The sequence below is a fragment of the Streptomyces sp. CNH189 genome, from assembly GCF_000527195.1.
Genome location: NZ_AZUS01000030.1, coordinates 51,615 through 70,966 on the forward strand (window position 1 = coordinate 51,615; position 19,352 = coordinate 70,966).

Sequence of the window (19,352 nt, forward strand, 5' to 3'; positions counted from 1 at the left end):
CACCCGCCGCCGAACCAGAACCACCCCACCTCGTGGGCGCGGCACAGACCTGCCGCCCGCATGGGCACCCGCACAACCCACCCCCACCCCCGTTGGTACACCGCAGCATGCGGGGCGGAACCGCTGTACCGCCCCCTCACCCCCGTGCTGTCGTGAGCACCCCTTCCCCCGAAGCCGTCGCCGCCCCGCGCGACGGCCCCGAGGAGTCGTGATGCCCGAAGCACCACCGGACGGCCTGCCCGCGCTGCACGTCGAGAACGTCGACGTCACGTACGGGCGCGCGCTGTCCGCTCTCCGCTCCGTGTCCCTGACCGTGCCACCCGGCGCGGTCGTCGCCCTGCTCGGCGCGAACGGCGCCGGCAAGACGACGCTGCTGCGCGCCGTCTCCGGCACCCTGCGCCTGCACCGCGGTGCCGTCACGGCCGGGCGCATCCGCTACGGCGACACGGTGCTGGACGGCAAGGACCCCGTCGCCGCGGTCCGCGCCGGTGTCGTCCAAGTCCCGGAGGGCCGCCGGGTGTTCGCCGGGCTGTCCGTCGACGAGAACCTCCGCTCCGGCGGCCTCGGCCTCGGACGCCGCGGCCGCGCCCAGGTCCAGGAGGCCCGCGACCGCGTCTTCACGCTGTTCCCCCGGCTCGCCGAACGCACCCACCAGGCCGCGGGACTGCTCTCCGGCGGCGAGCAGCAGATGCTCGCCATCGGCCGCGCCCTGATGGCCGCCCCCCGGCTGCTGCTCCTGGACGAGCCGTCCCTCGGCCTCGCCCCGCAGATGGTGTACCGGATCGCCGAGGTGATCCGTGAGATCAACGCCCAGGGCACCGCCGTGCTCCTCGTCGAGCAGAACGCCGGCATGGCGCTCTCCCTCGCGAGCCACGCGCACGTCCTCGAGGTCGGCGAGACCCGCCTGTCCGGCCCCGCCGACGAACTCGCCCGCACCGACGCCGTACGCCGCCTCTACCTGGGCGAGTCGGCGCAGGACCAGGGGGCCGCGTGAAGGACCGCACCACCATCGCACCGCCCGTGCTCGCCGTACGGGACGTCACCGTGCGCTTCGCCGGGCTCACCGCGCTCGACGGCGTGTCCTTCACCGTCGCCCCCGGCTCGGTGCACGCGCTCATCGGACCCAACGGCGCCGGCAAGTCCACCTGTTTCAACGTGCTGTCGGGGCTGTGCCGCCCCGCCGCCGGCCGCGTGACCCTCGGCGACACCGAGCTGACCCGGCTCGCCCCGCACCGCATCGCCGCGCTCGGCGTGGCCCGCACCTTCCAGAACATCGTCACCACCCAGGGCACCGTCGCCGACAACCTGATGCTCGGCCGGCACGCCCTGACCCGTGCCGGGTTCACCGCTAGCGCCCTGCGGCTGCCGGGCGCCCGGCGTGAACAGCGCGAGCACCTCGCCCGTGCCCGCGAGATCGCCGAACTCACCGGCCTCGGAGCCCATTTCGACTCCCCGGTCGGCCTGCTGTCCTACGGCGACCGCAAGCGCGTCGAACTCGCCCGCGCCCTCTGCCTGGAGCCCCGTGTGCTGCTGCTCGACGAACCGGTGGCCGGCATGAACGCCGCCGAACGCGCCCGCACCGCCGAGGTGGTGGGGGAACTCCGCGCCGAACTCGGCCTGTCCGTCGTGCTCGTGGAGCACGACATGGGGCTCGTGATGCGCCTCGCCGACGACGTCACCGTGCTGGACTTCGGCCGGCCCATCGCACACGGCACGCCCGACGAGGTCCGCCAGGACCCCGAGGTGCTGCGCGCCTATCTCGGCACCGACGCGACCGGGGAGGACGCGGCATGACGGACCTCCTGGACAGCCTGCTGGGCGGACTGGCCCTCGGCGCGGTGTACGCGCTGGTCGCCCTCGGCTTCGTCGTCATCTTCAAGGCCTCGGGCGTGCTCAACTTCGCCCACGGCTCCCTGCTCCTGTTCGGCGGCTACCTGGTCGCCGTCCTCCACGACGACCTGGGCTTCGCCGGGGCACTCGCCCTCGCGGTCCTCGTCACGGCCGCCCTCGCCGGGGCGATGGACCGGTTCCTGCTGCAACGCGGCGGCACCGACGCCCACTCCGCGCACGTGCAGACCATCGTCACCATCGGCATCGACATCGTGCTGCTCACCGAGCTGGCCCGGCGCATCGGCGGTGACCTGCTGACGCTCGGCGACCCGTGGGGCGACGCGGTGACCGAACTGGGGCCCCTGACCGTCGCGGACAGCCGTCTCGCCGCGATCGTGGTGTCGGCCGTGGTCATCGCCGGCGTGTTCGCGCTGTTCCGCTTCACCAACTGGGGCCTGTCCCTGCGGGCGGCGGCGGAGGACATGGAGGCCGCCGCGCTGATGGGCGTACGGCTGGGCCGGGTACGGGCGGGCGCCTGGTGCCTGGCGGGCGCGCTCGCCGCGCTGGCGGCGGTGTTCCTCGCCGCGTTCCCGGCCCCGGGCCTGGAACGCACCACCGGCCAGATCGCGCTCAACGCCTTCCCCGCCGCCATCCTCGGCGGACTCGCCTCCCCGACGGGCGCCCTCGCGGGAAGTCTCATCATCGGGCTGACCGAGTCCCTCGTCATCGGCTACCAGTCCGAACTGCACGTCCTCGGCGAGGGGTTCGGCGACGTCGCCCCGTACGCCGTGATGCTGCTGGTGCTCCTCGTACGGCCCAACGGGCTGTTCGGCGCGAAGGGAGCGGCCCGTGTCTGACCGGCTCACCGCGCTCCTCACCCGCCGCCGGGCGACGCTGCTGACGGTCGCCGTGCTCCTGTGCCTGCCGCCGTTCTACCTGGACGCCTTCTGGCTGCGTATCGGCCTGTTCTCCATGGCGGCGGCCATCGGCGCCGTCGGCCTCGCCCTGCTCAGCGGCACCGCGGGCCAGCTCTCCCTGGGCCACGCCTTCTTCCTCGCCGTCGGGGCGTACGGCTACGCCTGGCTGGCCGGTGACCCCGGACCCGGACTGCCGTCCGCCCTGGCCGCCCCCCTGGCGGTGCTGATGGCCGGCGTCGCCGGCGGGCTGTTCAGCCCCGTCGCCGGCCGGGTCAAGGGCATCTACCTGGGCATCGCCACCCTCGCCCTGGTCTTCCTCGGTCACCACGTCCTGCTCACCGCCGACTCGGTCACCGGAGGCTTCAACGGCCGTTCCGTCCAGCCGCTCGCCCTCGGCGGCTTCACCTTCGACGCGAGCGACGAACTGACCGTGCTCGGCGTACCGTTCGGCGCGGAGGAACGGCTGTGGTTCCTGGGCCTGGCCCTGTTCGCGGTCACCTGGTTCACCGCCCGGGGCCTGCTGCGCTCCCGCCCCGGACGGGCGCTGGCCGCGCTGCGCGACAGCGAGACCGCCGCCGCCGTGATGGGCGTCGACGTGGCCCGGCACCGCTCCGCCGCCTTCGTGGTGTCGTCGATGTACGCGGGCCTCGCGGGAGTGCTGCTCGCGCTGGTCTTCCGCCGGGTGGTGCCCGACTACTTCTCGCTGGTGCTGTCCGTCGACTACCTCGCCATGATCGTCATCGGCGGCCTCGGCTCGGTCGCCGGCGCCACAGCGGGCGCCGTCTTCGTCACCGCGCTCCCGCTGCTGATGACCCGCTACGCCGACCAGCTCCCGCTGGTGGCCGCACCGGGCTCCACCGACGGCGCCGTCGGCCCCACCGAGGCCGCCCGCTACCTGTACGGCGCCGCCATCGTCCTCGTCCTGCTGTACGCCCCCGACGGACTGCACGGTCTGGCCCGCCGGGCCCGCGACCGCCTGCGGCGCCGCCGCGAACCGACCTCCTCCCCGGACCCCGCCGTTCCCCCGCCGCCGCCGGCCGCGGCCGCACGACCCAAGGAGCACACCCCGTGAACACCACGTACACCCGCCGTCCCCGCCGCGCCGCCGGGGCCGTCCTCGCCGGCACCCTCGCCCTGTTGCTCGCGGCCACGGGATGCAGCTCCAAGGCGGACGACGGAGACAAGGGCGGCGACGCCGCGGACGGCGTCCGCACCGGGCCCGGCGTCGACGCCGACACCATCAGACTGGGCGCCCTCACCGACCTGACCGGCCCCTACGCCACCCTCGGCAAGAGCATCGTGCAGGCCCAGCAGATGTGGGCCGACGAGACCAACGCCAAGGGCGGCATCTGCGACCGCAAGGTGGAGATCGTCGTCAAGGACCACGGCTACGACGTGCAGAAGGCCGTCACCGCCTACGCCGACATCGCCCCGGACGTGGTGGCGCTGCCCCAGGTGATCGGCTCCCCGGTGGTCGCCGCCCTGCTCGACGACATCCAGCGGGACAAGATGCTCACCTTCCCGCAGGCCTGGGCCGCCTCCCTGCTCGGCAAGGACGCCGTCCAGGTGCTCGGCACCACCTACGACGTCGACATGATCGCCGCGGTGGAGTTCCTCACCCGCACCAAGGGCCTGAAGAAGGGCGACACCATCGGCCACGTCTACTTCGAGGGCGACTACGGGGCCAACGCCCTGGAAGGCTCCACCTGGGCGGCCGAGCGGGCCGGGATCAAGGTGGCCGGCCAGAAGATCCAGGCCACGGACACCGATCTGTCGGCGCAGGTCTCGGCGCTGCGCAAGCAGGGTGTCAAGGCCGTCCTGATCAGCGCGGGACCGGCGCAGACCGCCTCCCTGGTCGGTGTCGCCGCCTCACGCGGCCTGAAGGTCCCCGTGGTCAGCAGCGCCCCCGGGTTCGCGCCCCAGCTGATGGAGACGCCCGCCGCGCCCGCTCTCGCGGCGATGCTGAGCGTGGTCAGCGCCGCGCCCGCGGTCAGCTCCGACCTGCCCGGCGTCGAGCGCATGGTGGCGTCGTACAAGAAGAAGTACCCGGACTCCCCGGTCGACTCGGGTGTGCTGTCGGGCTACAACGCCGCCCAGCTCATCGGTTCCGACCTGGCCAAGGCCTGTGAGGCGGGCGGCCTGAGCCGGGAGGACGTCGTCAAGGCGCACCGTTCGCAGACCAACGCCGACACCGGGCTGGGCACGCCGCAGAACTTCTCCGACGTGAACCGTCCCGCCAGCGTGGAGACGTACGTGCTCAAGCCCGACGCCAAGGCGGTCGGCGGCGTGGTGAACGCCGAGGACGCGCACACCGCCCCGGGGGTCGAGGAGTACCTGTCCGCCCGCTGACACGACCGCCGACGCCCCGGCGCACCTCCCGTGAGGTGCGCCGGGGCGTCGGTGCTCAGCCGGCCGCCGCCTCCGGGTCGCGGTCGGAGGACGGCCAGACGTACGGCAGGTCGTCCGGCTCGCCGGGGAACAGCTCCCGGTACACGTCCGGGTCCTTGCGCACCAGCGCGGAGCGGTGACTGCGGTGCACGGCGTCGTCTCCCAGCCACGGCGGCAGCTCACCGGCCCTGGCCAGCTCCTGCTGCTCGCGCACCGGAGCGCCGGGCCGGACGGTGGCGAGGTCGGCGACCAGGGTCGCGGCACAGCTGTCCTGGTGGCCCCGGTCGCGCCAGACCCGGCACACGTCCAGGCCGTAGCGCACCAGCGCCTCCTCGTACCCGGTCCACATGCGCACCGCGGGATGGCGGCGCCAGCCGTAGCCCGGCACGATCAGCCCGCGCAGCACCTGGAGCGCCTCCACCCGCTGCTTGCCGAGCCGCTTCCGGTCGAGCACCAGCGCGGATCCGCAGAAGTCGGGGTAGGGAAGGAAGGTCTGCATGGGCGGCCGTCCGAACGGTGGGGGGCCAAGCGGTCCTCCGCACCTCAGTTCCCCGAACCGGGCGGAGCACACCTCACCGGCCCCCGACGGGGTCAGCCCAGCGCGCCCTGGCGGGCGTCCCGCCACAGGTCGACGCCGCCCTCCGTGGCGTACGTGTCGATCTCGGCCAGCTCCTCGGCGGTGAAGTCGAGGTTCTCCAGCGCCGCCACGTTCTGCTCCAGCTGCTCGGTGCGCGAGGCGCCGATGACCAGCGAGGTGACGCGGGGGTCGCGCAGCGCCCAGGCCAGGGCCATCTGCGCCGGCGTCTGGCCGCGGCGGGCCGCGATGTCGCTCAGGGCCCGCAGCCGGCGCAGCATGTCGTCGGTCAGCCAGCCCGCGTCGAAGGAGGTCCCGGCGGCGGCCCGCGAGTCCTGCGGCACGCCGTCCAGGTAGCGGCCGGTGAGCAGCCCTTGGGCCAGGGCGGTGAACCCGATGACGCCGAAGCCCTCCTCCTGCGCCACGTCCAGCAGGCCGTCCGTCTCGATCCAGCGGTTGAGCATGTTGTACGACGGCTGGTGGATCAGCAGCGGGGTGCCCAGGTCGCGCAGGATCTCCGCGGCCTGGCGGCTGCGCTCGGCGTCGTAGGAGGAGATGCCGACGTAGAGCGCCTTGCCCTGCCGCACCGCGGTGTCCAGGGCGCCCATGGTCTCCTCGAGGGGAGTGGTGGCGTCGAGACGGTGCGAGTAGAAGATGTCCACGTACTCCAGGCCCATGCGCTCCAGGGACTGGTCCAGCGAGGCCAGCAGGTACTTCCGGGAGCCGCCGCCCTGGCCGTACGGGCCGGGCCACATGTCCCAGCCGGCCTTGGTGGAGATCACCATCTCGTCGCGGTACGGGGCCAGGTCCCGCTGCATCAGCCGACCGAAGTTGATCTCGGCGGAGCCGTAGGGCGGGCCGTAGTTGTTCGCCAGGTCGTGGTGGGTGATGCCCAGGTCGAAGGCGCGCAGGGCGATGGCGCGCTGGCTCTCGAAGGACCGGTCGTCACCGAAGTTGTGCCAGTAGCCCAGGGACAGCAGCGGGAGGTCGAGGCCCGAGCGGCCGGTGCGCCGGTAGCGCATGGTGCCGTCGTAGCGGTCGGGACTGGCGAGATGGTTCATCGGGGCGTTCTCCGGTGATGCGGGCGGGGGTGTCCCGTGGGACGGTGTCGGTCCTGGCCCCACAGTGCCCCCGGGTGATCCGGAAGTCCAACCGATACGTCGCATGGGATTGAGTACCAGCGCTTCTGAATCGCCGGGCCCGGTGATTGACCGGCCGGGCGGCGGGAAGTCGCTCCGAAGCGGCACCTCGGCCCGCCGCCTTCCCCCCACAGGAGGTCGACCATGCGGATCCGTACGCTCACCGGCGCCGTGGCCGCCGTATTCCTCCTGTACGGACCCGTGGTGGGCGGGCAGGCCGTGAGGGTCAAGGCCGCCGACACGGCGGCGCCCGCGGGGGAGACCCGGGTGCTCACCTACGACACGAGCGGGGCCGGGAAGTTCGCGTCCGCGGTCGACCGGGGAGCGGCGGTCTGGAACGACAGTGTCGACGGTGTGGAACTGCGTCCGGTGGCCTCCGGGGAGCGCGCCGACATACGGATCGTCGTGGACGACGGCTGGCCGCGCACCGTGCCGTCGTCCATGGGCAGCGGGACCGTCCACTTCGGCCGCCAGGCGGTGGACGCGGGCCATTCCACCGTCCGCATCGCCGCCCACGAACTGGGCCACGTCCTGGGCCTGCCCGACCGCAAGCCCGGCCCCTGCTCCAGCCTGATGTCCGGCGCCAGCGCCGGGCCCTCCTGCACCGTCGCCCGGCCGAACGCGGCCGAGCAGGCGCAGGTCGAGAAGAACTTCGACGGAGCCCTCGCCGGGCTGGTCATGTGACCGATGTGACTATCGGGGCGATCACCGCTATGGTTGTCCCAGGTCGCGGCGAGGACGGAACCCCGCCGCCCGGCCGTGCGTTGGTGGTCCAAGGAAAGACGCCCCGCTTCCTGCGGGGAGATGCAGGTGCAAGGCCTGCCCGGCGCTCCGCTCATGAGCCCCGTCCCGCGGTCGCGGGACGGGGCTCATGTCATCTGCCGGCCCTCACGGCTGGATCGGCATCGTCCAGCAGTTCGAGCTGGTGGCCTTGCCCTTGAGCCGGTCGGTCAGCCATTCGATCGCGTCGCCCTGGTCGGTCAGCAACGGCGCCAGATGGTTGGTCAGCAGCTTGTCGCCGAGGTTCGGCAGCCGGACCGCCTTGTAGGTGACGTCGCCGCCCTTCTTGCACCAGTCCACGGCCATCTGCCGGGCCTGGCCGTGCGGCACGATGTCGTCCTGCACGCCGGTGGCCACGCGGACCGGCCCGGTGGGCCGCAGGCGCCCGATGCGCTGGTCGTCCAGCACTGCCTGGGCGGCGGGCTCACCGGCGATGATGTCGCCGACGGACTTGCCGTTCTTCGTCCACTTGGTGCTCCTGGTGAAGCCGTAGCCCAGGATCGCGTCGCCGACGCAGGTGGTGGAGATGTCCTCGAGCGCCTCGCGCCCGGCCTCGTTCATGTTCGCCTCGAGCACGGCCCGCAGGGCCGGCGAGGTCTGGGCGAAGCCGTTGATGGACCAGCCCAGCGCGCCGGCCAGGGCGCTGCCGTCGATGCCCTTGGTCACGTCCGTCAGGTTCGCCGGCGGCGCGCCGCTGTAGGTGCCGACCAGCGGGACGTCGGGCGCGTAGCCGCTCTGGAGTTCGGCCGCGGAGGCGCTGGCGCCGCCGCCCTGGCTGTAGCCGTACATCCCCACCCGGGAGGCGGCGGTGACGGACGCGCCGGGTACGGAGCGCGCCACCCGGGCGGCGTCCAGCATCGCGTGGCCCTCGTCGACGCGGTTGACGTAGGTGTGCAGCCGGTCGGTGGCGCCGAGGCCGACGTAGTCGGTGACGACGACCGCCGCGCCGGTGGCGAGCAGGCGGTAGACCGCCAGGTTCTCGTAGCCGAACGACAGGGTCTCCCCGGTGAGGGTCAGCGGGTTCTCCAGGGCGAGGGAGGGGGCGCACTGGTCGCCCTGGCCCATGGTGCCGGAGCCGACGACGACCAGGGGGCGCGGTCCGGTGCCCTTCCAGTCGGCGGACGGCTCGATGTAGGCGCCGGTGACGGCGACCGGCTGCCCGTTCGCGTCGGTCGAGGTGTACATCAGGCGGGTGGCCGTGCCCGGCAGCCGGCGGCCGCCCAGGCCGGGCAGGCTCAGCCCGAGACGCAGCGGCTCATGGCGGATCAGCTTGCCGTTGCCCGACGGCAGTTCGGCGGGCGGGGAGTAGAAGGCGGGGATGGTCACGCCCCGCGACACGACCGGATCGGTCGCGGCGGCGGGTGGAGCGGACGCGCACACACACGCCGTCGTGGCGACCACGGTGGTCAGCACGCTGCTGATACGGCTCACGGCTCTCTCCTCGCTGCGGCTGCAGAAGATGGAACCGAAAACTAACAGCGCTCACTTACCGCCGGTAACCCACGTGTAAGTTACGGACCGGTAACTGTTGTGGACGTGGAGCCGAAGGGGCCTCGGGCAGCACAGGAGGCGGGCCCCGCCGAGTCGCTCGGCGGGGCCCGCCCGTTCGCTGCCGGAAGGTCAGGCCGTGTGCAGCGTCAGCCCGTAGCGGTTGAGGATCTCGTTGACCGGCTGGAACCAGGTCTCGCCCCCGCCGGAGCAGTTGCCCCAGCCGCCGGAGGTGACACCCTGGGCCTGGTCGCCGCTGATGAACGAACCGCCCGAGTCACCGCCCTCGGCGCACACACTGGTCTTCGTCATCTGGTGCACCGCGCCCTGGGCGTAGTTGACGGTCTCGTTCTTGGCCAGCACGCGGCCGCAGTGCCAGTGCGTCGTGGAGCCCGAGCGGCAGATCGAGGCACCCACCGGCGCCTCCGCCGAACCGCGCACCAGCTGGTCCGACACGGTGCCCCAGCCGAGCACCACCGGCACGGTCCACCAGCCGCTGCCCACGTTCACCCAGGCGTAGTCGTTGTCCGGGAACGAGGAGCCCTGGAAGTTGCCGATGTACGAGCCGTCCCAGCCCCTCACCTGCTGCCCGGCGCCACCGCAGTGCCCGGCGGTGACGAAGCCGCCGTGCACCGAGAAGCCTATGGAACAGCGGACGTTGCCGGTGTAGTACGGGTCGCCGCCGACCGTGCCCGCGGCGAAGGTGCTGGGGGCGGTGCGCACGGTCCGCACGGTGACCGGGCCGGCCTCGCGGGCCTTGCCCACGAAGGCACGGACATCGTTGTCGGTCCGCCGGCCGTCGACCACGTTCACCACGACCGAGTTGGCCACCGGGTCCACGGACCAACTGGCCACGCCAGCCGGGGCGTCGAGCCGGTCGAGGCGGGACTTGGCCGCGTCCAGCCGCCGTTCGGTGTGCGCGACGGTGCGCACGGCGGCACCGGAGTCGCGCAAGGTGCGTACGGTCGTGGCGTCGGCGTCCGGGGTGACGGCGACGGTGAGCTTCCCGTTGCCGGCGTCGAACCAGGAGCCGCCGTAGGCGGATCCGGCGGCCTTGCGCGCCTTGGCGGCCAGGGCGGTGGCCTCGCGTTCGGCGGCCAGCCGTTCCTCCGCCTCGGCGGGGGTCAGGCCGAGGTCGCGCTGCATCGCCCGCAGCAGCCCGGGGGAGGCGGGTGCCGCGTCGGTGCCGGTGGTGGCGGGGGCGTCGTGCGCGGAGGCCGGGAGCGTGCCCGCGGCGGTGAAGCTGCCGATCAGGAGCGCGGCGGCGACGACGGCATGCGTGAGTCCGGTGCGTCTTCTCATGGAAGGTGGCCCTTCGTCGTTCCAGCGAGGTGGGGGTGGAACAACCACGTGTGAGAGCGCTCTCAACCCGAGTCGAGGGGGAGTCTAGCGGTCCGGATCGTCGCTGGTCTAGGCCAACTCCCGGCCAAGTGGACGCAGTTGGCCGGCCGTCAGTGCCGTGAGGCCGCTCCGTCGACGGGGACGCGGACGGTCAGCAGGGCGACGTCGTCGTCGTTGTCGGCCGGCCGGGCCCGCTCCAGCACCAGGTCGGTGAACCGGTCCGGCGACTGCTGGGCCAGGGCGGCCGCGTGGACGCGCAGCCGCTCCATCCCTTCCTCCAGATCGCGGCCGGGCTCCTCGATCAGACCGTCGGTGTAGAACAACAGCGTCGCCCCCGGCGGGAGTTCGACCTCCCCGTCGGGCCGGGGGCGGTCCGTACCGGAACCGAGCAGGATGCCGTGCCCGTCGGTGAGGTAGCGGGCCTCGCCGTCCCGGGTGACCAGCAGCGGCGGGGGGTGGCCGGCGTTGGTCCACGACAGCGTCCACCGGCCGTCCCCGACGGGGGACATCCGGGCGAACAACAGCGTGGCCATGGTGACCTCGGTGATGTGCACGGCCGCCAGGTCGAGCCGGGAGACGATCCTGCTCGGCGGATCCTGCTGGGACCACGCGTACGCCCGCAGCACGTTGCGCATCTGCGCCATGCCGGCCGCGGCGTCGAGGTCGTGCCCGACGACGTCCCCGACGACCAGTGCCGTGGCCCCGTCGGGCAGTACGAACGCGTCGTACCAGTCGCCGCCGACCTGTGAGGCGTCGGGCGCGGCCAGGTACCGGGCGCTCATCTCCAGCCCGGGCACGCGCGGCAGCTGCGGCAGCAGATGGCGCTGCATGGTCTCGGCGACCGTGCGCTGCCGCTGGTACAGCCGGGCGTTGTCCAGCGCCAGGCCGGCCCGTCGGCAGATGTCCTCCAGCAGCGGCAGGTCGGCCGCGGTGAACGGTTCCGGACGGTCCGCCCGGCCCAGGGTCAGCGCCCCGAGCACCTCGCGCAGCCCCCGGATCGGCGCGACGGCCGCTGAGTGGATGCCGGACTCCGCGAACAGCCGGCGCTGCTCCTCCGCGAGCGGGGAGTCCGGTGTCCGGTGCAGGGAGGGATCGGCCAGGGAGGGGGAGACCCCGCGCAGCGCCCGGGCGAGCGGTATCAGGGACTCCTGCGGCACGGGTGGCAGGGGCCCCTGCAGGTCCTCGCGGCGCACCAGGTCGCCGTCGTCGGCGTGGACCACGGTGGTGCGCCGCACCTCGCCGCGTTCGGTGACCAGGTCGACGACCGCCCAGTCGGCGAGCTGCGGCACCACCAGCCGCACCAGCCTGCGCAGCGCCGTCTCGACGTCTAGGGTGGCGGTGAGCTGGGTGGTGGTCTCGGCCAGCAGGGCGAGCCGCTCCAGCTCGGGCAGGGGACTCATGAACCGGTTGCCCGGTGCGCGCACCTCTTCCGGGTCGTGCGGCGTGTGGAAGAGCACCAGGGTGCGATCGGCCCCGTCGTCGGTGCGGCACGGGGTGACCAGCCAGGAGACCGGGACGAGGGAACCGTCGCCGCGCTCGAACCACTCCTCCTCCGACTGCAGCGTGCGCCCGGCCATGTAGGCGTGCCGCATCCCGCACTGGGTGCGGGGCAGCGGAGCGCCGTACCGGCTGCGGTGCAGCAGATCGTGCGCGTCGCGGCCGAGGAACTCCTCCTCGGGCCGGCCCAGCAGCCGTTCGGCGTGCGTGTTGACCGCGACGACGGCGCCCTTGGAGTCCACCACGTAGGCGCCGGTGTCGAGGGACACCATCAACGAGGACAGCGACGCCGGTACGGGCGCGGTCCGTCCGCCCGCCGTGTTGCCGGTGCCCGCGGTTCCGGTGTCCGTGTCCCTGATGTCTTCGTGTGTCATGCCGTACCCCCCGTCCTGCGGGCGGCCCGTTCCCGCTGGGTCACGTGGCGCCCCACCTCCTGTGTACCGCCGTCCCGGCCGGGCGCCCCTGCCCGGGCGCGTCCGCACGTGGGTACGCGCCCCGGGTACCCGGGGCGCCGGAACCCTCGCGCCCGCTCGCGCGGTCGTCCGCCGTCGGTCACGTGCTGTCCCTCTCCGCCCGTCCGGCCCGGCGCGCGGCGGCCGCCGCCTCCCGTTCGGCCCCGGCGAGGGCGTCCACGGCGGCGTCGTCCCGCTTCTGGGCCTCCGCGCGTTCGGTCCCCGTCCGCTCCCGTTCGGTGCGGGCCCGCCCGAGCTGTTCCTCCAGCTCGGCCACCCGCTCCCCGGCCTCCCGCTCCCGCTCCCCGGCCCGTTCCAGCGCCCTCCGGGCGTCCTCGCGGGCGTCGCGCCGTTCACGCAGCCGCGCCTCTGCGGCCCGCGCCTCCTCCCGCGCCCGGACCGCGCGCTCCTCCCGTTCGGCACGCCGCCGCCCGGCGGCCTCGTCCTCGCTCTTGCGTGCCGCCGCCGGCTTCGTACGCGACGTCCGGGTGCGCGCCGGCTCGCGGCGGGCCGGCGCGGCGGCGACCGCCTCCGCACCGAACTCCGAGGGAGGGGTGAGCACGCTCTCCACCCGGCCCGCGTCCCACACGGCCGCCGCCTCCGGGTCGGCGAGCACCGCGCGCAGCGTCGTCTCCACGTCCCGCTGCACCGCGTCCGACAGCGGGTGTCCGGCCGTCCGCGCGAGCTGCGCCGCCTGCCGCGACAGCTCGGAGACGATGCGCCGCCGCTGCGCCGACAGCTCCTTCAGACCGCTCGGGTCCAGGGTGGCGTAGGCCTCGCGCAGCGCCTGCCCCAGCTCCAGGAACTGCCGCGCCTCGTCGGGCCGTGAGCGCCGCAGCAGGTTCGCCGCCCACGCGGCGAGGGTGGGACGGTGGGCGGCGTGGATACGGCGGGCGTCTTCGGCCCGCCGCCCGGTTCGGGCCGCCGCCGCGCGTTCCTCACGCCGGGCGACGAAGTCCGACGGCGGCAGCGCGTACAGCTCGTCGAGGACCGCCTCGACGTCGTCCACCGGGCCGGCCCGCCCGTCCTCACGCCGCATGATCCCCACACAACACCGAACCCGGCGGCCCCGCACATCGGGGCGGGCCGTGTGTCGTGCGGTCGCGGGCAGCACGTTCACAACCGTTCCCCGGCCACTTCGTGGTCCTTCGGGTCGTGCCCCGCGCCCTTCGCCTTGGCGCGGTGCAGCCGCAGCCGGTCCAGACGCGCGATGACAGGCGTGGCGCTCACCCCGTGCAGCGCCACCGAGGCGACCACCGTGAAGGTCACCACCGCCCACAGCACCTCAGGAGGCACCCCGAAGTCGTGGGAGTCCAGCGCGTACGCCAGGTAGAACAGGGAGCCGATGCCGCGGATGCCGAAGAACGCGGTGACCACCCGCTCCCGGGGGCCGGCCGCGGCGCCGAGCTGGGCGACCCACCCGGTCACCGGGCGGACGGCGAGCAGCAGCAGCACGCCCACCGCCGCGCCCTGCCAGCTGAGCGGCGCCAGCCCGCCCTGGGCGACGAACGCGCCCAGCAGGAACAGCAGCACCGCCGTCAGCAGCCGTTCGATCTGCTCCACGAAGTCGTGCAGTACCCCGTGGAAGCCGTGCGTGCGCTCCGCCGAGCGGATCCGGCAGGCGGTGACGAACACGGCGAGGAAGCCGTAGCCGTGCACCAGCTCCGTCACCCCGTACGCGAGGAACGTCGCGCCGAGGGCCACGAACCCCTCGCTGTGCTCCGACAGCCGCATCGCCTGCCACCGGGCGCGGAAGAACAGCCGGCCCAGCAGCGCCCCGACGAGCAGCCCCGCGGCCACGCCCGCCGCGCACTTGTACAGCACGTCCACGAGCAGCCAGTGGCCGACACCGCCGCCGGTCAGCTGCCCGCCCGCGGCCGCCAGGGCCATCGCCCCCGCGACGAAGGGGAAGGCCAGCCCGTCGTTCAGCCCGGCCTCACCGGTCAGCGTGAAGCGGACCTCGTCCTCGTCGTGCTCCGCGTCCGTCGGCTCCCCGACGCGCACCTCGGAGGCGAGCACCGGGTCGGTGGGGGAGAGCACGGCCGCCAGCAGCAGCGCCGCGGCGACGGGCCAGTCCAGCAGGCCCCAGGTGAGGGCGGCGACGGCGGCAATGGTCAGCGGCATCGTGATGCCGAGCTGCCGCCACACCCCCTGCCAGTTCGCGAGGCCGAAGGGCCGGTTCAGGGCGAGACCCGCGCCCATGAGGGACAGCACCACGCAGATCTCCGCCAGGTGCTCCACCCACAGTCCGTCCGCCACCGGGTCGATCTCCGGCAGCGGGAGGGGCAGCAGCTGGACGACGGCGCCGAGGCCGAGGAACACCAGGGGGAGGGACAGCGGCCTGCGGTCCAGCAGCCGCGGCAGCACGGCCGCGCCGAGGGCGACCGCGCCGAGGAGGGCGAAAAGGAAGTCTGCTGTGGTCACCGCTCACTTGTGCCCCCACCTTCTCGTGCGCAAGCCGCCCGTCCGGCCGGAAATGCCTGACCATGGCGCGTGACCTGCGACACGGGCCGGGGAAGCCGGGGACGGTCCGCCGGCCCGGCGCGGTGTACGCCCCGGTCGGTACGCGGGGTTACTCCCGCCGTGGGATGTCCCCGGCGGCCCGGCCCGGCACCGTGGACGGCGTGAGACTCGACCGCCCCGCACGCCGGGCCCTCCTCGTCGTCCATGTCGTCGCCTCCGCCGGCTGGCTGGGGCTGTCCGCCGGGCTGCTCGCACTCGGCCTCGCCGCGAACACCACCGGGTCGGCGGCCACGGTGGAGGCGGCCGTCCGCGCCATGAAGCTGTTCGCCGACTGGCTCCTGCTGCCGGTCGCCCTGCTGACCCTGGTGAGCGGTCTGGTCCTGTCCCTGGGCACCCCCTGGGGGCTGGCCCGGCACCGCTGGGTGTGGACCAAGTTCTGGCTGACCCTCGCCACGACCACCGCCACCGCCTTCGCCCTGCGGCCTGGCGTGAACGACGCGGTGGCGGCCGTCTCCGCCGGTCACGCGCTGCCCGACGGCGGCGACGTCCTCATGGGGCCGATCGTGTCCCTGTCCGCCTATGTCCTCATGACCGTCATCTCGGTGCTCAAGCCGTGGGGTCCCACCCGCCGTGGCCGTCGTCTGCGGGAGGCCGCGCGCAGGCCGAGGCCCGCCGAACCCGCCCGCGTCTGACCGCGGGCGGGGACGACGGGCCGTGGACCGTCACCTCGCGGCGTCACCTCACAGGGTGCGCTCCAGGCGGTCGGCCATCAGCCGCACGAAGCGCGCCGGGTCCCTGGGCCGGCCGCCCTCGGCCACCACGGCCAGGGTGTACAGCAGTTCCGCGGTGTCGGTGAGCTCCGAGCGGTCCTCCCGCTCCCCGTACGCCTCGTTGAGGCCCTTCACCAGGGCGTGGTCCGGGTTCAGTTCGAGGACGCGCCTGCTGCGCGGCACCTCCTGCCCCATCGCGCGGTACATGTTCTCCAGCGCCGGCGTGAGGTCGTCCGCGTCGGCGACGAGGCAGGCCGGGGACACGGTGAGACGCGTCGACAGCCGCACCTCCTTGACGTCGTCCTCCAGCCGCTGCCGCATCCAGCCGAGCAGACCGGCGTACGCCTCGGCCTGCTGCTTCTGCTCGTCCTCGCTCCTGTCGTCCTCGCGCGCGTCCAGGTCGATCTCGCCCTTGACGACCGACCGCAGCCGCTTGCCCTCGAACTCGCCGACGGCGTCCGCCCACACCTCGTCGACCGGGTCGGTGAGCAGCAGCACCTCGATGCCGCGCTCCCGGAAGGCCTCCATGTGCGGGGAGTTGTCGATCGCCTCGCGGGACTCGCCGGTGATGAAGTAGATGTCGTCCTGTCCGTCCGGCATCCGCTCCACGTACTGCTTGAGCGTGACCGCCTCGCCGTCCTCGTGCGTCGAGGCGAAGGACACCACCGCGAGCAGCGCGTCCCGGTTGTCGGGGTCGGTGACCAGGCCCTCCTTGAGCACGGCACCGAACTCGCGCCAGAAGGTGGCGTACTTCTCCGGGGCCCCGGTCATCATGCTCTTCACCGAGGACAGCACCTTCTTGGTGAGGCGGCGCTGCATCATCCGGATGTGCCGGTCCTGCTGGAGGATCTCGCGGGACACGTTGAGCGAGAGGTCCTGCGCGTCGACGACGCCCTTGACGAACCGCAGGTACGCCGGGAGCAGCGCCTCGCAGTCGTCCATGATGAAGACGCGCTTCACGTACAGCTGGAGGCCGTGCCGCATGTTCTGCTGGAACAGGTCGTGCGGGGCGTGCGACGGGACGAACAGCAGGGCCTGGTACTCGAAGGTGCCCTCGGCGTGCAGCTGGACGGTCTCCAGCGGCTCCCGCCAGTCGTGGCCGATGTGCTTGTACAGCTCGTGGTACTCGTCCTCGGACACCTCGTCGCGCGAGCGCGCCCACAGCGCCTTCATCGAGTTCAGCGTCTCGGGGCCGGCCCCCTCGCCGTCGTCGCCCTGCTCGCTCTTCTCCCCGACCAGCCGGATCGGCCAGGTGATGAAGTCCGAGTAGCGCTTGACGATCTCCTTGACCTTCCACACCGACGTGTAGTCGTGCAGCTGGTTGTCCGGGTCGGCCGGCTTGAGGTGCAGGACGACCGAGGTGCCCTGGGGCGCGTCGTCGGCCCGCTCCAGCGTGTACGTGCCCTCACCGCGCGAGGACCAGCGGGTGCCCTGGTGCTCGCCGGCCCGCCGGGTCAGCAGGGTGACCTCGTCGGCGACCATGAACCCGGAGTAGAAGCCGACGCCGAACTGGCCGATCAGTCCCTCCGCCCCGGCCGCGTCCTGCGCCTCCTTCAGCTCCTTCAGGAACTGCGCCGTGCCCGAGTTGGCGATGGTGCCGATCAGCTCGCCGACCTCGTCGTACGACATGCCGATGCCGTTGTCGCGCACGGTGAGCGTTCGGGCGTCCGGGTCGGTCTCCAGCTCGATGTGCAGGTCGGAGACGTCGGCGTCGAGCGTGTCGTCGCGCAGCTTGGCCAGCCGCAGCTTGTCGAGCGCGTCCGAGGCGTTGGAGACGAGCTCGCGGAGGAAGACGTCCTTGTTCGAGTAGACCGAGTGGATCATCAGCTGGAGCAGCTGACGAGCCTCTACCTGGAACTCAAACGTTTCGGTCGACATGGTTCGCGATTACCTCACAGGTCCGTGGTAGCCGGATGGTGGCGCGATCACTGTAGTCAACGGAGCGTCAGTCACCGGCCGGTTCGCCCGTACGCGCGTCCGGTCCGGGGACGGTCACCGCCGTGTCGAGCAGCGGGCCGAGTTCGCGGGCCGCCGTCGTCAGGGCGCGGACGTCGCGCTCCGCCCGGGCGATCAGGATCGCCCCTTCGAGGGAACTGATCATCAGCGTGGCGAGCGGCCCGCTGCGCTCCCGGGGGACGCCCATGTCCGTCAGGGCCCCGGCCACCGCACCCGTCCACCGGGCGAAGGCCGCTTCAGCCGCCTCCCGGGTCGCGTCGGCCGTCCGGGCGCGGTCCACCGTGGCCGCGGCGACCGGGCAGCCGCCGTCGAAGCCGCCGGTCTCGTACTCCTCGGTCCACTGGCGGACCATCTGCGCGAACAGGCCGGACGGGGTCGGCTCGGGCAGCGCGGCCAGGAACCGGGCCACGCGGTTCCCGGCGTACCGGCCGGCCCAGCCCACCGCTTCGTTGACGAGCTGCTCCTTGCCGCCGGGGAAGTAGTGCTGGAGCGATCCGCGCGGCGCCCCGGCGTGGGCGGCCACCTCGCGCATCCCGGTCGCCGCGACCCCCTCGCGCCGGATCAGCTGGGCGGCGCTGAAGACCATCCGCTCCCGCGGCCCCCGCTCGGCCCCTGCCATCCCGGCCTCCCGCACGTGTTCGTCCCTTCTCGTCCCCTCGGCCGGTCCAGCCTATGACCGCCGTCATGGAGGCCGCTACTATGACAGCTGTCATAGCCGGTGCTTTCATGAGGGCTCGGGGCGGCCGCGGCGCGGCCCGAAACGGTGGTGCGACATGCGGGTGGGTTTCATCGGACTCGGAGTCATGGGCCGGCCCATGGCGCTCAACCTCGCGCGCGCCGGCACCCCGCTCGTCGTGTGGAACCGCACCGCCGATCGGTGCGCACCCCTGCGGGACGCGGGTGCCGAGGTCGCCGCGAGCCCCGCCGAGGTCTTCGAGCGGGCGGACACCGTCCTGCTGATGCTCGCGGACGAGACGGCGGTCGACGCGGTGCTGGCCCGCGGCACCCCCGCCTTCGCCGACCGCGTGGCCGGTCGCACCGTCGTCCACATGGGCACCACCTCGCCGGAGTACTCGGCCGGCCTCGAGCAGGCCGTGCGCGCCGCGGGCGGCGCCTACGCCGAGGTCCCGGTGTCCGGCTCCCGCGTCCCCGCGGAACAGGGTCAGCTGGTGGCGATGCTGGCCGGCGACGACTCGGCCCTCGCCTCCGTACGGCCCCTGCTCGGCCCGCTGTGCCGTGAGACGTTCGTCTGCGGACCGGTGCCGGACGCGCTGCTGATGAAGCTCGCGGTCAACCTCTTCCTGATCACCCAGGTCACCGGGTTCACCGAGGCGTTCCACTTCGCCGAACGGTACGGACTGGACCGCGCCCGTTTCCTCGACGTGCTGGACGCGGGTCCCATGGCCAGTGCCGTCTCCCGGATGAAGGCGCCCAAGCTGCTCGCCCGGGACTTCACCGTCCAGGCCGCCGCCGAGGACGTGCTGAAGAACAACCGTCTGATCGCGGAGGCCGCCCGGGGGAGGGCAGTGGCCTCCCCGCTGCTCGACGTCTGCCACACCCTGTTTGAGGAGACCGTGGCCGGCGGGTACGGCGGCCAGGACATGGTGGCGGTGCTGCGCGCCCTGGAGGCCCGCACCGCCGTGGCGCGTGGGTCCCCGGCCGCCGACGCGGGCGTGGACCCCGCCGACGACGCGGCCGGGGACCCCGCGGGTGGGCGGCTCGCGGGCGGCCCGAGCCTGGACCGCAGGCCCGCCTGA

17 protein-coding genes are annotated in these 19,352 nt (G+C 73.4%); 8 read left to right on the forward strand and 9 right to left on the reverse strand.

Translation table 11 applies throughout. The annotated features are described in order from the left end of the window. Positions 1 to 211: 211 nt before the first annotated feature. Genes B100_RS0131130 through B100_RS0131150 form a run of 5 tightly spaced genes read left to right on the forward strand, consistent with a single transcriptional unit; the run spans position 212 to position 5,096 of the window. Positions 212 to 994: an ABC transporter ATP-binding protein gene (locus B100_RS0131130; RefSeq protein ID WP_024888288.1), complete on the forward strand. Its 783-nt coding sequence runs from the start codon at positions 212 to 214 to the stop codon at positions 992 to 994. Then, complete coding sequence (locus B100_RS0131135) at positions 991 to 1,794, forward strand: ABC transporter ATP-binding protein (protein WP_024888289.1); 804 nt, start codon at positions 991 to 993, stop codon at positions 1,792 to 1,794. The genes B100_RS0131130 and B100_RS0131135 overlap by 4 nt, the downstream gene beginning before the upstream one ends. After that, entirely contained in the window at positions 1,791 to 2,687 is an 897-nt protein-coding gene (locus B100_RS0131140) for a branched-chain amino acid ABC transporter permease (RefSeq protein WP_024888290.1), read from the forward strand. Before B100_RS0131135 ends, B100_RS0131140 begins: the two co-directional genes overlap by 4 nt. Further along, positions 2,680 to 3,819 (forward strand): branched-chain amino acid ABC transporter permease, encoded by a 1,140-nt coding sequence (locus B100_RS0131145; protein WP_024888291.1) that lies wholly within the window; start codon positions 2,680 to 2,682, stop codon positions 3,817 to 3,819. The genes B100_RS0131140 and B100_RS0131145 overlap by 8 nt, the downstream gene beginning before the upstream one ends. Beyond that, complete coding sequence (locus B100_RS0131150; protein ID WP_024888292.1) at positions 3,816 to 5,096, forward strand: ABC transporter substrate-binding protein; 1,281 nt, start codon at positions 3,816 to 3,818, stop codon at positions 5,094 to 5,096. Before B100_RS0131145 ends, B100_RS0131150 begins: the two co-directional genes overlap by 4 nt. 55 nt (positions 5,097 to 5,151) lie before the next feature. Here B100_RS0131150 and B100_RS0131155 read toward each other — a convergent pair whose 3' ends face one another. Both B100_RS0131155 and mgrA read right to left on the reverse strand, forming a co-directional pair. Further along, on the reverse strand, positions 5,152 to 5,634 hold the full coding sequence (locus B100_RS0131155; protein ID WP_024888293.1) for an MSMEG_6728 family protein: 483 nt from the start codon (positions 5,632 to 5,634) through the stop codon (positions 5,152 to 5,154). A 92-nt stretch (positions 5,635 to 5,726) separates the two neighbouring features. Beyond that, entirely contained in the window at positions 5,727 to 6,770 is a 1,044-nt protein-coding gene (gene mgrA / locus B100_RS0131160) for an L-glyceraldehyde 3-phosphate reductase (protein WP_024888294.1), read from the reverse strand. Positions 6,771 to 6,992: 222 nt separating this feature from the next. On the opposite strand from mgrA, the gene B100_RS0131165 reads away from it, so the two are divergent. Next, on the forward strand, positions 6,993 to 7,532 hold the full coding sequence (locus tag B100_RS0131165) for a snapalysin family zinc-dependent metalloprotease (RefSeq protein ID WP_024888295.1): 540 nt from the start codon (positions 6,993 to 6,995) through the stop codon (positions 7,530 to 7,532). A 204-nt stretch (positions 7,533 to 7,736) separates the two neighbouring features. On the opposite strand, the gene B100_RS0131170 is transcribed toward B100_RS0131165, so the two are convergent. The 5 genes from B100_RS0131170 to B100_RS0131190 all read right to left on the reverse strand — a co-directional run bounded on the left by B100_RS0131170 (position 7,737) and on the right by B100_RS0131190 (position 14,830). Next, positions 7,737 to 9,059 carry a lipase family protein gene (locus tag B100_RS0131170; protein ID WP_024888296.1) on the reverse strand — a complete coding sequence of 441 codons (1,323 nt, stop codon included), beginning with the start codon at positions 9,057 to 9,059 and terminating at the stop codon, positions 7,737 to 7,739. 189 nt (positions 9,060 to 9,248) lie between these two features. Then, complete coding sequence (locus B100_RS0131175; protein WP_024888297.1) at positions 9,249 to 10,418, reverse strand: alpha-lytic protease prodomain-containing protein; 1,170 nt, start codon at positions 10,416 to 10,418, stop codon at positions 9,249 to 9,251. A gap of 149 nt (positions 10,419 to 10,567) precedes the next feature. Further along, positions 10,568 to 12,328: a SpoIIE family protein phosphatase gene (locus B100_RS0131180; protein WP_024888298.1), complete on the reverse strand. Its 1,761-nt coding sequence runs from the start codon at positions 12,326 to 12,328 to the stop codon at positions 10,568 to 10,570. 178 nt (positions 12,329 to 12,506) lie between these two features. After that, the gene (locus tag B100_RS0131185) at positions 12,507 to 13,445 is read right to left on the reverse strand and encodes a hypothetical protein (protein ID WP_024888299.1); all 939 of its coding nucleotides are present in this window, start codon (positions 13,443 to 13,445) and stop codon (positions 12,507 to 12,509) included. Positions 13,446 to 13,522: 77 nt separating this feature from the next. Further along, the gene (locus tag B100_RS0131190; RefSeq protein ID WP_024888300.1) at positions 13,523 to 14,830 is read right to left on the reverse strand and encodes a cation:proton antiporter domain-containing protein; all 1,308 of its coding nucleotides are present in this window, start codon (positions 14,828 to 14,830) and stop codon (positions 13,523 to 13,525) included. 164 nt (positions 14,831 to 14,994) lie between these two features. Between B100_RS0131190 and B100_RS0131195 the strand changes: the two genes are divergently transcribed. After that, positions 14,995 to 15,561, forward strand: coding sequence for a DUF2269 family protein (locus B100_RS0131195; protein ID WP_199785309.1), 567 nt, complete (start codon positions 14,995 to 14,997; stop codon positions 15,559 to 15,561). A 48-nt stretch (positions 15,562 to 15,609) separates the two neighbouring features. Here the strand turns inward: B100_RS0131195 and htpG are convergent, their stop codons facing one another. Then, positions 15,610 to 17,517 (reverse strand): molecular chaperone HtpG, encoded by a 1,908-nt coding sequence (gene htpG, locus B100_RS0131200; RefSeq protein WP_024888302.1) that lies wholly within the window; start codon positions 17,515 to 17,517, stop codon positions 15,610 to 15,612. A gap of 67 nt (positions 17,518 to 17,584) precedes the next feature. Further along, positions 17,585 to 18,214, reverse strand: a complete 630-nt coding sequence (locus B100_RS0131205; RefSeq protein WP_024888303.1) for a TetR/AcrR family transcriptional regulator — start codon at positions 18,212 to 18,214, stop codon at positions 17,585 to 17,587. Positions 18,215 to 18,368: 154 nt separating this feature from the next. On the opposite strand from B100_RS0131205, the gene B100_RS0131210 reads away from it, so the two are divergent. After that, a complete protein-coding gene (locus tag B100_RS0131210) occupies positions 18,369 to 19,352 on the forward strand; it encodes an NAD(P)-dependent oxidoreductase (RefSeq protein WP_024888304.1) in 984 nt (327 codons plus the stop codon).

Bases quoted from the DNA above. Each gene is read 5' to 3' on its own strand.
- mgrA (WP_024888294.1), bottom strand. From the start codon at position 6,770: ATGAACCATCTCGCCAGTCCCGACCGCTACGACGGCACCATGCGCTAC.
- B100_RS0131180 (WP_024888298.1), bottom strand. From the start codon at position 12,328: ATGACACACGAAGACATCAGGGACACGGACACCGGAACCGCGGGCACC.
- B100_RS0131165 (WP_024888295.1), top strand. From the start codon at position 6,993: ATGCGGATCCGTACGCTCACCGGCGCCGTGGCCGCCGTATTCCTCCTG.
- B100_RS0131195 (WP_199785309.1), top strand. From the start codon at position 14,995: ATGTCCCCGGCGGCCCGGCCCGGCACCGTGGACGGCGTGAGACTCGAC.
- htpG (WP_024888302.1), bottom strand. From the start codon at position 17,517: ATGTCGACCGAAACGTTTGAGTTCCAGGTAGAGGCTCGTCAGCTGCTC.
- B100_RS0131185 (WP_024888299.1), bottom strand. From the start codon at position 13,445: ATGCGGCGTGAGGACGGGCGGGCCGGCCCGGTGGACGACGTCGAGGCG.
- B100_RS0131210 (WP_024888304.1), top strand. From the start codon at position 18,369: ATGCGGGTGGGTTTCATCGGACTCGGAGTCATGGGCCGGCCCATGGCG.
- B100_RS0131155 (WP_024888293.1), bottom strand. From the start codon at position 5,634: ATGCAGACCTTCCTTCCCTACCCCGACTTCTGCGGATCCGCGCTGGTG.
- B100_RS0131205 (WP_024888303.1), bottom strand. From the start codon at position 18,214: ATGGCAGGGGCCGAGCGGGGGCCGCGGGAGCGGATGGTCTTCAGCGCC.
- B100_RS0131130 (WP_024888288.1), top strand. From the start codon at position 212: ATGCCCGAAGCACCACCGGACGGCCTGCCCGCGCTGCACGTCGAGAAC.
- B100_RS0131140 (WP_024888290.1), top strand. From the start codon at position 1,791: ATGACGGACCTCCTGGACAGCCTGCTGGGCGGACTGGCCCTCGGCGCG.
- B100_RS0131175 (WP_024888297.1), bottom strand. From the start codon at position 10,418: ATGAGAAGACGCACCGGACTCACGCATGCCGTCGTCGCCGCCGCGCTC.